General features: G+C 44.7%; 12 protein-coding genes. 4 read left to right on the top strand and 8 right to left on the bottom strand.

The genetic code is table 11. The features are described 5' to 3' along the window. The coding region (locus tag Q0369_RS03460; protein ID WP_298096037.1) for a glutathionylspermidine synthase family protein at positions 1–879 on the top strand (879 nt) is incomplete at its 5' end. Positions 880–1,453: 574 nt separating this feature from the next. Next, a complete protein-coding gene (locus Q0369_RS03455; protein WP_298096034.1) occupies positions 1,454–2,386 on the top strand; it encodes a D-2-hydroxyacid dehydrogenase in 933 nt (310 codons plus the stop codon). Between the two features lie 189 nt (positions 2,387–2,575). On the opposite strand, the gene Q0369_RS03450 is transcribed toward Q0369_RS03455, so the two are convergent. Then, complete coding sequence (locus tag Q0369_RS03450; protein WP_298096031.1) at positions 2,576–3,721, bottom strand: PepSY domain-containing protein; 1,146 nt, start codon at positions 3,719–3,721, stop codon at positions 2,576–2,578. 49 nt (positions 3,722–3,770) lie between these two features. Next, positions 3,771–5,741: a TonB-dependent receptor gene (locus Q0369_RS03445; RefSeq protein WP_298096028.1), complete on the bottom strand. Its 1,971-nt coding sequence runs from the start codon at positions 5,739–5,741 to the stop codon at positions 3,771–3,773. 109 nt (positions 5,742–5,850) lie between these two features. Here Q0369_RS03445 and Q0369_RS03440 point away from each other — a divergent pair, with 109 nt between their 5' ends. Next, on the top strand, positions 5,851–6,807 hold the full coding sequence (locus Q0369_RS03440) for an AraC family transcriptional regulator (protein ID WP_298096025.1): 957 nt from the start codon (positions 5,851–5,853) through the stop codon (positions 6,805–6,807). A 222-nt stretch (positions 6,808–7,029) separates the two neighbouring features. Here the strand turns inward: Q0369_RS03440 and Q0369_RS03435 are convergent, their stop codons facing one another. From Q0369_RS03435 to Q0369_RS03410, 6 genes are all read right to left on the bottom strand, one after another. Further along, entirely contained in the window at positions 7,030–7,833 is an 804-nt protein-coding gene (locus Q0369_RS03435; protein ID WP_297988179.1) for a transporter substrate-binding domain-containing protein, read from the bottom strand. 15 nt (positions 7,834–7,848) lie between these two features. Next, positions 7,849–8,652: a transporter substrate-binding domain-containing protein gene (locus Q0369_RS03430; RefSeq protein WP_298096020.1), complete on the bottom strand. Its 804-nt coding sequence runs from the start codon at positions 8,650–8,652 to the stop codon at positions 7,849–7,851. A 64-nt stretch (positions 8,653–8,716) separates the two neighbouring features. Then, positions 8,717–9,520 (bottom strand): transporter substrate-binding domain-containing protein, encoded by an 804-nt coding sequence (locus Q0369_RS03425; RefSeq protein ID WP_298096017.1) that lies wholly within the window; start codon positions 9,518–9,520, stop codon positions 8,717–8,719. A 20-nt stretch (positions 9,521–9,540) separates the two neighbouring features. Continuing rightward, a complete protein-coding gene (locus Q0369_RS03420) occupies positions 9,541–10,350 on the bottom strand; it encodes a transporter substrate-binding domain-containing protein (RefSeq protein ID WP_295150425.1) in 810 nt (269 codons plus the stop codon). 589 nt (positions 10,351–10,939) lie between these two features. Further along, positions 10,940–11,383 carry a copper resistance protein CopD gene (locus Q0369_RS03415; RefSeq protein WP_298096013.1) on the bottom strand — a complete coding sequence of 148 codons (444 nt, stop codon included), beginning with the start codon at positions 11,381–11,383 and terminating at the stop codon, positions 10,940–10,942. Positions 11,384–11,670: 287 nt separating this feature from the next. After that, positions 11,671–12,990: a Na+/H+ antiporter NhaC family protein gene (locus Q0369_RS03410; RefSeq protein ID WP_298096011.1), complete on the bottom strand. Its 1,320-nt coding sequence runs from the start codon at positions 12,988–12,990 to the stop codon at positions 11,671–11,673. Between the two features lie 87 nt (positions 12,991–13,077). Between Q0369_RS03410 and Q0369_RS03405 the strand changes: the two genes are divergently transcribed. Next, positions 13,078–14,088, top strand: a complete 1,011-nt coding sequence (locus tag Q0369_RS03405) for a DUF475 domain-containing protein (RefSeq protein WP_298096008.1) — start codon at positions 13,078–13,080, stop codon at positions 14,086–14,088. Positions 14,089–14,092 lie beyond the last annotated feature (4 nt).

Raw genomic sequence — 14,092 nt, 5'->3', positions numbered from 1 at the left:
GGCGGGCTGGACGGCAAGCCGATCAAGCTGATAGAATTTAACGCCGACACGCCCACGGCGGTGTTTGAGACGGCGATCATCCAGTGGGCGATGCTGAAAGAAAATGGCATGGACGAGGCAAGCCAGTTCAACGACCTCTACGACGCGCTACGCGATAATTTCAAGCGGCTCGTGGTGCTTGACGGCGAGCTTGGGGATTTTTCTAAATTTTATGAGGGATGGAAAATTCTATTTAGCAGCGTCGCGGGCAATGTCGAGGACGAAAAGACGACGAAGCTTTTGCAGCAGACCGCGGAGGATGCGGGCTTTAAGACGCGCTTTGCCTACGTGGACGAGGTGGAATTTAACGACGAAGAGGGAGTGTTTTTTGACGGCGAAAACTACGAGTATTGGTTTAAGCTGATCCCTTGGGAGGCGATCGCGATCGAGGAGGGCGAGCTTGCGATACTGCTAAAAAACATCGTGCAAAATCAAAAGGCGATCATTCTAAACCCCGCGTACACGCTGCTTTTTCAAAGCAAAGGGATTATGAAAATCCTATGGGATCTCTATCCGAACCACCCGCTGCTGCTGCAAAGCTCCTTCTCGCCGATCATCGGCAAAAAGATGATCAAAAAGCCGTTTTTGGCGCGCGAGGGGGCGAACGTGGCGATTTTCGACGCGGACGGCAGAAAGATAGAGGAAAACGGCGGCGAATACGGAAATCAGAAATTTTTGTATCAGGAATTTTACGAGCTAAACAAAGACGAGCGCGCCCAGAGCTACCAAGCGGGGGTATTTTTCGCCTATGAAGGCTGCGCGCTGGGCTTCCGCAAAGGCGGCGAGATACTCAATAATCTTTCAAAATTTGTGGGGCACTACATCGAGGACGCGCAGTAGCGGCGCGGCGAATTTTATAAAATTTGAGAAATTTTAGGGCGGAGTATTTTGGCAGTAACTTTGACGGTAAGGCTCTCACGGCGGTAAATTTTATCGCCGCTCAGCGGTAAAATTTAACGCTAGGAAACTACGGCGAAATTTAACGTAGCGGCGCGACTAAAATTCTGCGCGGATAAAATTTCGCGCAAGTTAAATTTGCGCAAGTTAAAATTCCGTGCGGAGCGAGATTTGCACACATTAAAATTTTAAAATTTAAACGCGAGCTGCAGAGGAATTTATCTCTCGCTTTGATACGAGTTAAAATTTAACGCGGATTCCGGCGGTGGTAAAATTTACCGCTTGCCTCGGCGCGAGTTAGAATTTTAAAATTTAACGCCCCACGCGCCGCTGAGTTAAATTTCGCGAGGGCAAAATTCGCGATAGTAAAATTCCACTAGAGCAAATTTACGCAATAGCCAAATTTCGCGAGGCTAAATTTTACCGCTTAAGCGCCGCGATCCGACCGCGCGACGGAATTTAACAACTAAATTTAGCCGCGCGGGCGGCTTAAATTTTAAAACGCAAAGGGGGAAATATGAAAATCGTATGTTTGGATGCCGCGACGCTTGGAGGCGATGCCGATCTTAGCGAGATCGCAGGCTTGGGCGAGTTTGAAAGCTACGAGATGACCGAGCCCGCGCAAACCGCACAGCGCCTAGCCGGCGCGGACGTCGTCATCACCAACAAAGTCCTAATCACGGATGAGATCATGGCGCAAACCACGCTTAAGCTGATCTGCGTAAGCGCCACGGGCACGAATAATATCGACATGCATGCAGCGCAGGCTCGCAGCATCGCGGTGAAAAACGTGGCCGGCTATTCGACGCAAAGCGTCGTGCAGCAGACCTTCGCGTCGCTGTTTGCGCTAACCAACGCGCTCGGATACTACGCGGATTACGGCAGCAGCGGCAAATGGTGCGAGAGCGAAATTTTTACTCACATTGACGCGCCGATTAGCGAAATTTACGGCAAAGAATTCGGCGTCATCGGGCTTGGACAGATCGGCGCAAAGATCGCCCGCATCGCCGCTGCGTTCGGAGCAAACGTGAGATACTACTCCACTAGCGGCGCGAACGACAACGGCGAGTTTGCCAGAGTGAGCCTGGACGCGCTTTTGAGAGCCTGCGACATCGTCTCGATACACGCCCCGCTAAATCAAAAAACGGCCGGATTGATCGGCGAGGCGGAGCTTGCGAAGATGAAAGAGGGGGCGATCTTGATGAATTTTGGTCGCGGCGGCATCGTGGATGAGGACGCGCTGGCTCGCGCCGTGGACGAGCGAGGCTTGCGCACGGCGCTTGACGTGCTGCAAACAGAGCCGATGAGGGCGGATCATCCGCTGCTGCGCGTGAAAAATCGCCGCAACGTCGTCATCACGCCCCACATCGCATGGGCAAGCGTCGAGGCTCGCAAACGGCTGATAAAGATGATCGCGCAAAACATTAGGGATTTTATGAGCGGCAAATGAGCGCGGTTGAAACGCCGAAGCAAATTTAACAAAATCAAGATGCGGCACAAGGCCCACAAAGACTCTGCACGCAGTATTTCAAAGCGCTACACATAAAATTTTATTAGCTGAAAAGAAGCGATACTGCTTCGGATAAAATTTTAAATTTACGCCGCGGATAAGCTATCTCTCCGCTTTGAATTCGTAGATTTATCTTTTCTTATAAATTCTTTTTATGCTCATCCAAAATCCCGTAACTATAAAAAATAACACTGAAATCGCCACTACGCAAAATAAGAACTTACCTGCCTCGCCGAAGATATAGCCCGAATGCACGCTCAAAACGGCTTTATGTATAGCAAAAGGGCGCGGCATGGTGCTTTTCGCATCATCATAGCGAGCATGCCGCAAGATGCCCTTTTTAACGTTTATACTCATCGTATTCATATGCTCTTCGCTCTTTTCGCCTTTATCGAAATAAAAGATCATAAAATTTTCTCCATCTTTTTGGGCGATAATATTGAAGAATTCGTAGTTTTCACCACGTTCGCGCTTAAAAATATCAAATACCGTCTGCAAATTTAAAATTTTATCTTCATCCTCAAGCGAAAATCCTCGCACTTCGGTAAAACTCGTTTTTCTAAAAATTTCCTTTTCCCCTAGCGCTCTGTTGGTGATTTTGGCTATCCAATCATACGACCAATAAAGCCCGCTAGCGCTTATCATAAGCAAAACGGGCAGCAGCAAAACTCCGACCGCGCCGTGCAAGCTATATAAAAACGTGTAACCTCTCGCTTTAAAATTTATCCTAAATGCGCGTAAAATCTTTCCTCTAAAGCTAGGATAATAGATCACCACGCCTGAAATTAAGACTAAAATAAACATAATTGTGCTAAACGCTACGATATTTTTGCCTATTAGCCGCAGAGTTTCGTTTTTGCTTAGCCCAAATCCTAGATTGGTATGTAGGTTTAGTATTACGCCGATAAACGTATCGCCTATATTTTCCGAAGTAATTTCGCCGCTATAAGGATCTATAAAATATGATTTAAACTCGCCGCCAGAATCTGTGCCAGAAAGCCTAATCGCCTCATTTTTATTTTGAGGAATTCTATAATAACTGAGCGTAAAACCGGGCTTGACTTTTCTGAAAATATTTAAAATTTCGGCGGGTTCGAGGGCATCTTTTTCGCTCGGACTCACGAAAGATTTGCTTTGATTTAACGCATCTATAATCTCGTCGTGATACGAGATAATAGCGCCGCTAAGGGCTATGATTAAGATCGGCACACAGCATATAAGCGTCAAAATAAGGTGGACGTTGAACCAAAATTTTTTCCTTTTTAGAATCGCCATTAATTTCCTTAAATTTTAAATCCGCGGACGAAATTTATGCGCCGCGAATTTAAAAGTTCACGTTAAATCCAACCTGCGCCTTCATCCCATCTACAACCATCATTTGATAATTTCCCGAGCGCGTTAGTACGAATTCGTTGAATATGTTATAAAGCGTAAAATTTAAACTTGCGTCTTTTGTAACTTTATAGCTCGCGCCCAGATCAAAAAGTGTGTATGAGCGGATATCCTCATCGTAGCTTAGGCTATCGCGCGTCCTACTATAATAATTTATTTGCGACCATAAGTTTAGCTTGGAGCTTACGTCGTAATCAAATCCTAGCTTTACCGAATGGATTGGAAAATTATTTAAGGTTTTGCCCTTCTCACTACCCGTTTTTTGCTCGGATTTCGTATAGGCATAGTTTGCATGCAACTTCAAATTATCTAAAATTTGATAATCGTTACTTAGCTCTAGACCCCTAACCTCGGCTTCCCCGATATTTATAGTATCCCAAATACCGCGCCTGTAAGTTTTGCCGTTATACACGCAAGGATTTCCCGGTCTTGGACGGCAAATCAATTTGGTAGAAATTCCATCTTTGATTTTGGTATAAAACGCGGTAGCGCTAAAGTTAAATTTATCGTTATCGTCGTAAGAAAACCCGCCTTCGTAGCTTATGCTGCTTTCAGGCTTTAAAGAGCTTCTGCCTATCTGCGCTCCCTGGCCTCCTGCAAATGGCAGGGCAAGGCCCTCGCTACGCTGCTTAATATCCGGAGTTGAATATCCCGTAGAAACGCCGCCTTTAATAGAAAAGCTTTCGTTTAAACGGTAAACGGCATAAGTACGCGGCGATATATGGCCGCCATAGTCCTTATCGCGGTTATATCTGATTCCGCCGGTTAGCGTTAAATCATCAGTTAGATAAAAATCATCCTCGCCGTAGATCGAATAATCCCATCTTTTGACATTTGCCTCATCTGCGGTAGTAGCGGCTTCGTTTAATCTCTCGCTTCGGTATTGCACGCCCAAACTCAGAGCATTTGAATCGAAAAAATATGAGCCTTTAGAATTTAGCGTAGTCGTTCTAAGACGCAGATCCTGGGCGCCGCTTTCTTTCATGCTATCGTAATTTGCATAGCTATCTAACATAAACTTATCGTATTTTCCCTGATGAGACAGGCTTGCGGTGTAGCCTTTCATATCCTCTTTCGCAATATCGTTATTGCCTCCCGAGGTTGTTCGCGTACGCCCGTATGTACGCCTAAATTTATTATTTACTTTACGATAATCAAGCGCTACCTCATCGTTTTGCGTTACGTTATACATTAGTTTTGCGCCCATATTCGTCTCTTCATTATTTCTATTCGCATAAGGCTCCTTGTCCTCTATCTTTTCAAAAAATCTGCCGTAAAGTGCGATACCTAGCACGTCCGGGACGATAGCTCCGTTTAGATAAAAACCCGTTTGATAATCACCTTTTATTTGCGATTTTTTAGCAAAAGTATAGTATCCGTTTACATTGCCGCTAAGCTCATTTGAAAAGCCCTTAGTGATGATATTTATTACTCCGCCCATAGCGTCGCTGCCGTAAAGCGAGCTCATAGGACCGCGGACGACCTCTATACGCTCTATCGCATTTGCGGGAGGCAAGAAATTCTGACTGCTACCAATACTTCTTAATCCTTTATAAGCGCTATCGCTGGTCGCGGGCCTACCGTCGATTAAAATTTTTGTATATTTTTGAGATAGGCCTCTTAGGCTTATGCCTTTTCTCGATGCAGCACCTAGTGTTGCGGTAAAGGCACTCGGCAAGTCCTCTACCATTGCGGAGATATCTTGGTAGTTGCGCTTTTGTATCTCTTTTTGCGTAAGAACGGAGATAGAAGCGGGTGCGTCTTGGATATTTTGCCGATAGCCCGTAGCACTGACTACGGTAATTTCACCCAAATTTACGCTTTTGCCTTGTTTTTCTATCTCACTCGATATCCCGGCTGTCGCTATAGCAGTGATCAGCGATAATTTATATATTGCGCGCACAAACGCCCCTTTTCTTATTAAAATTTAAACTCATTTTACTATAATAAGATATGCATTATCAAGAAATACTAAACGGCAGAGGGAGTATTTTAAACGCTAAAGGGATAAGATGAGCAAGGAGATAAGTTTAGACGATTTTTTGCAAAAAATATCTAACGACATTGAGCCGTCCAAGCAATGCAGGTATAACAAAACCGAGCTTGAAAGCGAAAGTATAAAATTCAACTTTAGCTCTTTTTATACGGGCGGAGAGATAGGATATTATAGCAGCGATATAATTTGCAGAGATTTTCTTTTGCATCGCCACGAGCGAGGTAGCCGCTATTCATTTTTATTTTTCAATACGGGCGAAAATCCTATCTGCTTCAGATCGGATAAAGATCAATTCATTTTAAATAAGGGCGAGCTTTGGCTCGGAACTATGCAAAGCAAATTGCGTGGCGTTCACGAGCTTGAAAATAAACACTATAAAAGCTCATGCATAGCACTTAGCACCGCTTTTGCAAATGAACTAGGAATTTTAAAAAATTTGAATTTAGATCAAGCAGTTTGCATGAAGAAATTTAAAACAAGCGCCGTGCAAAATATCATCCTTAAAGAAATCGAAAATGCCACGATATACGACGGCAAAATACGCGAAATTTTTATGGAAAGTAAAATTTTAGAGATGCTTTATAAAAGTTTTTATAAATTTAATGAGCCTGAAAATACGCTTAGTCTTGATGAAAATGACATAAAAACAGTCCAAAAAGCAAAGAAAATATTACTTGAAAATATGCAAAACCCACCTAGCATTAAGGAGCTCGCTCGTCTTTGTGCCACGAATGAATTTGCACTAAAAAGGGATTTTAAAGCATATTTTGGCACGACCATTTATGCGATGCTGACAAATGAGCGGCTTGGAATTGCAAAAGAGCTATTGAGTCTAGATCAAATCAGCGTAAACGAAGCCGCCAAAATAGTCGGATATAATAATTTATCGCATTTTTCTAAAATTTTTAGGGCTAAATTTAATATACTGCCGACGCAACTGAAAAAGGATATAAAATTTTACTACTCGGATTAGAATTTCTTGCGACCGGCTATCTTTTATAAGCCGCGCCCTTTCACAACCGCATATCAAAACATCATAAAATTTTATATCGCAACCGGGATCCGTAAAAATACGGAATTTAAATTATAAATGCCGCCGAAGCCTTGGCAGTAAAAGCTAGCTGCGATCAAATATCGCAGCTACGGGTATGTTTGGACGCCAAAGGGCGCCTTAAAATTTTAAATACGTCTAAATTTAAAACAGGCTATAAACCTCATCAAGCGTGAAGTGCTTTTTATCGATCTTGCCGCCGTAGTATGGCTTGATATCCTCGTCAAAAGCCTTATGGAAAAATTTCGCTTTATACATTTTTACCAGGCTGCTATTAACCGCATCAAGCAACTCGGTATTGCCCTTAGATAGGGCAACGGCTATATAATCTACCTTGCCGAGGTTGATGATTTTTGCATCAAGCGCGGCATCGTTTCTAGCGTATCCTAGCACTACGGTATTATCGTCAGCAAAGCCTATGCCCTCGCCAGCCTTTAGTCTGGCAACACACTCATTCGCATCGGCACATGTCGCAATCTCATAGCCCGCGTTTTTGAAGTGCTCCTCGGCAGTTGTGCCCTTAACGCTTAGAATTTTTTTATGCGCGATCTGATCGATTCTTGAAATATTATCGTCCTTACGGCTTAGCACGCCGATCTGCACTGAATAATACGGATAGGAAAAATCAACTTTCTGAACGCGGTCTTTTGTGACGGTAAGCTTGGATATGATGAGATCTACTTTGTTTTGCTCCAATGAGGGGACGCGATCTTTAGATGCTACGGCGATAAAGTCGATTTTGATCTTTTTATTGCCGAATAGATTTTTGACTAACTCATTTGCCAAATCAACCTCAAAGCCCTTTAGCGTGCCGTTATCATCGAAGCTAAACGGAGGCTGGGAATCTTGCAAGCCTATGCGAATTTCGCCTGCTTGCTTGATATCTGCTAGGGAATTAGCGCAAAGCGCGCCAGCACCCAGCAAAATACTTAGTAGAATTTTTTTCATATTTCGTCCTTTGAATTAAAACATTTTATAAAGATCATCTAGCAAGAAATATTTTTTCTCAGCCTTTCCCTTGTAAAAAGGATCTATGCTATCGTTAAAAATTTTCTTGAAAAAGCCGTTTTTGCTGAGCTTGACAAGCCCGTCGTTTAGAGCGTTTAGCAAGTCGTCGTTACCTTTTTGCACCGCGATAGCTAAAAAGTCCGTCGTGCCTAAATTCTTTATATTTACCTCTACCTTGCGATCTACGACCGAATAGCCCAAAACTACCATATTATCGTCCGCATAGCCGCTGCCGCGACCGGATTTTAATGCGCGGAAGCATTCGCTCGAACTAGCGCATGAGATAACCTTAAAGCCTTCCTTATTAAAATAATCAAAAGCCGTAGTGCCGGGCTCTGCTAAAATTTCTTTATCTTGTAAATCGTCTACGGTTTTTATATTATCATCGGTGCGAGTTAGCACACCGATATTTACGCTAAAGTAGGGATTTGAAAAATCCACTAGCTTCTCGCGCTCTTTCGTAACCGTGATGGCTGCGATATCCAAATCGACCTTGTTATCTTGCACGGCTGTGATACGGTCGTTGCCTAGAGTTACAATATATTCGATTTTGCCGCCCTTATCGCCGAAAATTTCTTTCACTAGCTCTTCGATAAGCGAAATTTCAAAACCGCTGTATTTGCCGTCCTCGGAGACGCTAAGCGGCGGCAGTGAGCCGTCTATTCCGATACGAATGAGCCCTTTTTCTTTGATCTGCGCTAAAGAGTTAGCAAATAACGAACACGAAGCGATTAACAACGCAAATATAATCTTTTTCATAAAATTCCTTTAAATTTTACTAAAATTTGCCGGCGAATAGAATTCCATCCATCGCCACTTTAAATTAAAACAAGCTGTAAAGATCGTCCAGCAAGAAATACTTTTTATCAATGGTGCCTTTATAAAAAGGCTCAATACTCTCATCAAAAATTTTTGTAAAAAAACCCTTTTTACTTAGCTTAATTAGTCCCGCATTTACCGCGTTAAGCAGCTCGGTATTGCCCTTTTGCACCGCGATGGCCAGGAAGTCCGTCGAGCCTAAATTCTTGATATTTACCTCAACCTTGTAATCGACTACGGCATAAGCAAATACAAGTAGATTATCATCGCCGTATCCGTCGCCCTTGCCCGATTTTAGGTCATTAAAGCATTCATTCGCGCTCGCACACGGTACTACGTTATAGCCCTGTTTCGTAAAGTAATCAAACACAGTAGTGCCGGGCTGCGCTAGTATAGTCTTCCCGTTTAGATCGGAGACCTTTCTGATATTATCGTCGCTACGAGTTAGCACGCCGATATTTACGCTAAAGTATGGATCGGAGAAATCTACCAGCTTCTCGCGCTCTTTTGTAACCGAGATAAGCGCGATATCTAAATCGACTCTGTTGTCCTGCACCGCTTTTATGCGGTCATCACCTACCGTTACGACATATTGTATCTTGCTGCCTTTATCACCGAAAATTTCTTTAACAAGCCCTTCGATTAAGAGTATCTCAAAGCCGCTATATTCGCCGTCTTTAACGACGCTAAACGGCGGAGACGAGCCATCTATACCGATGCGAATAACTCCTTTTTCTTTGATTTGAGTCAAAGTGTTGCTAAGAAGCGAGCACACAGCCAGCATCAACGCCAAGATTATCTTTTTCATAGCGTCCCCCTTTTTAAAAATTACAGCAAGCTATAAAGATCGTCCAGCAAGAAATACTTTTTCTCTGCAGTTCCTTTGTAGTAAGGCTCGATGAAATTGTCGAACGAATTTTTGAAAAAGCCCTCTTTGCTTAGTTTGATTAGCTCGCCGTTTAGAAAATCCAAAAGCTCCGAATTGCCCTTTTTCACACCGATGGCTAAGAAATCCGAAGTGCCTAAATTCTTGATATTTACTTCAACCTTTTTATCTAATACCGGATAAGCCAGCACGACTAGGTTATCATCGGCATACCCGTCGCCCTGTCCAGCTTTTAGCGCCTTGTAGCAAGCGTTTGCGTTATCGCATCTGGCGATATTATAGCCTTGCTTTTCAAAGTATGTTTCTGCGGTACCGCCGCTAAGAACTAAAATAGTTTTATCTTGCAATTCATTTAAGGATTTAATCTTATCTTCAACGCGGGTCAAAATGCCTATATTGACGCTAAAATACGGGGTCGTAAAATCGATCTGCTTCTCGCGCTCCGGAGTTACGGTAAGAGTTGCGATAACCGCGTCCACCTTATCTTCTTGTAGGAATTTTATACGCTGATTTGCAAGCACGGAGGTAAACTCCACCTTTCCGCCCGATGGAAGCATATCTTTAGCGATGGCGTTTGCCATATCGACCTCAAAGCCCTGATGCACGCCGTCTTCTATCTTGCTAAACGGCGGCTGTGCGTCATAAACGCCTATTCTAAGCACTCCGCTACTTTTGATCTCGGAGAGCGATCTTGCGCAAAGCGCGCTACTAGCCAAAGCTGCGACAAGCAGACTTAAGAGAAATTTCTTCATCCTTTTCCTTTCTCATAAATAATTTCAAAACCATTGCCACGGCTACGGGAAACCTCAAAATCCCGCCCGAATGGCAAGCAGACATTAAATTCGCCCGCGGGCGAAAAGCAATTTTAGCTTTTTATATCTTTAATGATTATTAAATAGTAAGTAAAATCGTCAAATAAATTCGCTTTTTCATTGTTTGCTTCGATTTTGCGCGAACTTCTTTTAGAATTCTTATCCGCGTCCTAGCGGTAAAATTTAAAATTTTTAAAATTTTGCAAAATTTTAAAGCTGCAGAATTGCGCGAGATATTTTTATGAGCGTATTAAAGCTTGCGATGAAATTTTAAAATTTCATGAGATCAAATCTTGCAGGTTGCATTTGACAAAACAGCACAAGAAAGGAGTGGAATTTTAAAATTTCGCGCTTTAGCGCAGACATAGTGGAATTTAAAATTCTTAAATTTCTACTCCCGCCCAGCAAAACGGAATTTTAAAATTTTTAGCAAACTACAAAATTCAAAAGCAAGCAAAATTAAATCTTTGCCGCGCTGCAGAATTTCGCGATAAAAGTGTGCCGCCAGCGCTAAATTTTGCGCCATAAATCATACTACAAACATCAGCTTGGCGCAAAGCACGATGATGAATCCGAATACAAAAGCGATCTTGTGGATATTTACTCGCAAAAACTCAGGCGCGGGCCTCCCCATCGCGCGGCAGCTCAAATTTATCGCTACGCACAGGGCGATGATGAGCGCGAGGGTGACTTTTAGCATAAAGATTTTTTGAAGCGGCGTGCCGAAATACCCGCCATTAGCGCTTCCGACCCAACGGCTCATCATTATTCCGCCGGTGATTATCAGCGTAAAAAGGCAAACCGGCATGATCTTAATCGCGCGCGAGCCGATCGCCTTTTTAACGCGCTCAAAATCCGCGCCCAGCGCGTTTTTAAGCCGCGAAAAAATCACGACGTCGAAAAATATGTAGCCCAAAAAGATAATGGCGCAGATGAGATGGACGATCTGCACGTAAGGATAAATTTGCTCCACCACCGCTCCTTGCTATGAAATTTCGCCAATTTTATGCGAAATTTCAAATTTTAGCAATGATTTTCATCAACACGCCGCGAGGGGTGAATTCAAGCCCATCGTGCGAGCGACGCAAATAAATTTTGGCAAAAGCGCGCAGGCAAATTTAAAAGCAAAGCCGCGCGGCTAAATTTAAAAATATTTGCGTCCGTAAATTTATAAATTTACGGGCAACGCCACGCGGACGAAATTCTAAAATTCTAAAATTCTAAAATTTCGTCCGCGAAAACCCGCGCAAATTCCGCAATCTATAACATCATCGAAAATATTATGCCGAATATGATTAGCGGGATATTAAAGAAAATAAAGGTCGGTACGCAGGTATCCCACATATGGCTATGCTCGCCGTCGATATTCAGCCCCACGGTAGGTCCGAGCGTGCTGTCGCTCGCAGGCGAGCCCGCATCGCCGATACCCGCAGCCACGCCGATGATAAAGATCGTCGCTGCAGTGCTAAAGCCCAACTGCGCGGCTAGCGGACAGTATATCGTAGCGATGATAGGGATCGTGCCGAAGCTCGAGCCGATACCCATCGTCACGAGCAGTCCGATGCCGATCATCAGCAGCGCGCCGCCTAGCTTGCCGCCGCTTAAAGTGCTCGCTACGTGCACCAGCTCGTTCACGCCGCCGGTTTCTTTTAAGATCGTGCCGTATCCTGCGGCGATCAGCATCAAAAACGCGATGTATCCCATCATATGCACGCCCTCGTCAAATACATTATCCAGCTTTTTCCACTCGATACCTTTGCTAGCAAGCATTACCAAAATTCCGCTAAGCGCGGCAAATGGAAGGGATTTGATCCAAATTTGTACCGCAAAGCACACCGCGATACCCGCTAACGCGCCCCACTCTCGCATACCCATCTTAAGCTCGCTAAAATGCGCATCTAGGCTCTGTGTGGTTTCGGCATACTCCCTCGGCTTGCGGTAGTAGATCACGGCTAGAATGAGACCCGCGAGCATCGGCACGGCGCTTAGCCACATCACGCTCGATATGTCGCTTAGGCTTACTGCGATGCCGTTTGCGTTCATATTTTTTTCGATTAATCCCATAAAGATAAGTCCAAATCCCAGCGGCAGCGCCATATACGGCGTCTGCAAGCCGAACGTCAGAGCGCACGCTACGGCGCGGCGGTCGATCTTTAGCGAGTTCATTATCTTGACTAACGGCGGGATCAAAATCGGGATAAAGGCGATATGCACGGGGATTAAATTTTGTGAGAAGCACGCAAAAAAGGCGATCGAAAAGATAAAGACGTATTTTTTGTCGCTGATTAAATTTGCCACTGCACGCACCAAGATCGCCGTTAAGTTGGTCTTTGAGATCGCGCTTGCGATGACGCCTAGCAGCAGATACGAAAGCGCGGTTTCTAAATTTCCGCCCATGCCGAGACTGCCGGCGTTTTCGGGATTGCCGTTTATGAATAAATTTATGGCATCGCTCAGTGGGATATTGCTTGAGAGCACGGCGCATATCGTGCCGATTAGGATCGCGAGCATTACGTTGCACCTCAGCAAGCACAGCGCGCACATCACACAGATACTGATAAATACGGGATTGGTAAGCATCTTTTGCCTTTTTTGGAATTTTTGCAATTATATAGAATTTAGGGCTAAATTTTGCTAAAATCGCGCAAAAAATCGGCTAGGACAGCGATGAAATATTTTTACTCCTCTTTTGTGGTAAGCCTAATTGCGCTTGCTATCGCGTTTTATATCGGTGGCGCGGGTGCCGCTTATATCTGTGCGCTTTTATGCGCACTTGAAATCAGCCTCAGCTTCGACAACGCCGTAGTCAATGCCAAGGTGCTAAAAGATATGGCGCCGGTGTGGCAGAGCAGATTTATCCTCTGGGGCATTCCGATCGCGGTTTTTGGCATGAGATTTTTATTCCCCGTGCTAATCGTCGCCGCAAGCGCGCATCTGGGTCTTTGGGAAACCCTCGTGCTTGCACTTAAGCAGCCGTATCGCTACCATGAAATTTTAAGTGAGAACGAGGCGCAAATTTACGTTTTCGGCGGCGCGTTTTTGCTGATGGTCTTTTGCGATTTTTTCTTCGATACGCAGCGCGAGCTACACTGGCTAGGCATAATCGAAAATAACGGGCTCGTGCGATTTTTAAAGCGCATTCCAAACGCCTCCACGCTGATCGCTCTAGCCGCAGGGCTCGTGCTGCTTGCTAAAACGGGCTCGGCTACGCTCGGCGCGGCGTATTTCGGCGCGATCCTGCTCTATCTACTCATCTCCTGCTTCGACCGCCTTTTCGGCACGGACGGCATAAAAAACGGCCTTGCGGGCTTTTTGTATTTAGAAACCCTGGACGCGAGTTTTAGCTTCGACGGCGTGATCGGCGCATTCGCGCTAAGCGATAATATCTTCATCATCATGCTAGGTCTCGGCGCGGGCGCGATGTTCGTGCGCTCCATCACGCTATATCTCATCGCCCGCGGCACGCTGTCGCACTTCGCGTATCTGGAGCACGGCGCGCACTATGCTATCGCGTGTTTAGCGTTTATAATGTTTGCCAAGCTGAAATTTGAAGTAAGCGAGATCATAACCGGCACCGTGGGGATCTTATTCATCGCGCTATCGCTCCTTTCGTCGGTGCTTTACAACCGCCGCAACAAACGCAAACTAATCGAAACGATCGCGGGAAACAACGAGTAAAATT

The sequence above is a fragment of the uncultured Campylobacter sp. genome (assembly GCF_938030685.1).
In the GTDB taxonomy this organism is placed as follows: Bacteria; Campylobacterota; Campylobacteria; order Campylobacterales; family Campylobacteraceae; genus Campylobacter_B.
Note: the sequence above shows the minus strand (reverse complement) of the source record. Positions and strands in the feature narration are given on the sequence as shown.

Bases quoted from the DNA above. Each gene is read 5' to 3' on its own strand.
- Q0369_RS03430 (WP_298096020.1), bottom strand. From the start codon at position 8,652: ATGAAAAAGATTATATTTGCGTTGTTAATCGCTTCGTGTTCGTTATTT.
- Q0369_RS03410 (WP_298096011.1), bottom strand. From the start codon at position 12,990: ATGCTTACCAATCCCGTATTTATCAGTATCTGTGTGATGTGCGCGCTG.
- Q0369_RS03450 (WP_298096031.1), bottom strand. From the start codon at position 3,721: ATGGCGATTCTAAAAAGGAAAAAATTTTGGTTCAACGTCCACCTTATT.
- Q0369_RS03425 (WP_298096017.1), bottom strand. From the start codon at position 9,520: ATGAAAAAGATAATCTTGGCGTTGATGCTGGCTGTGTGCTCGCTTCTT.
- Q0369_RS03435 (WP_297988179.1), bottom strand. From the start codon at position 7,833: ATGAAAAAAATTCTACTAAGTATTTTGCTGGGTGCTGGCGCGCTTTGC.
- Q0369_RS03455 (WP_298096034.1), top strand. From the start codon at position 1,454: ATGAAAATCGTATGTTTGGATGCCGCGACGCTTGGAGGCGATGCCGAT.
- Q0369_RS03420 (WP_295150425.1), bottom strand. From the start codon at position 10,350: ATGAAGAAATTTCTCTTAAGTCTGCTTGTCGCAGCTTTGGCTAGTAGC.
- Q0369_RS03405 (WP_298096008.1), top strand. From the start codon at position 13,078: ATGAAATATTTTTACTCCTCTTTTGTGGTAAGCCTAATTGCGCTTGCT.
- Q0369_RS03440 (WP_298096025.1), top strand. From the start codon at position 5,851: ATGAGCAAGGAGATAAGTTTAGACGATTTTTTGCAAAAAATATCTAAC.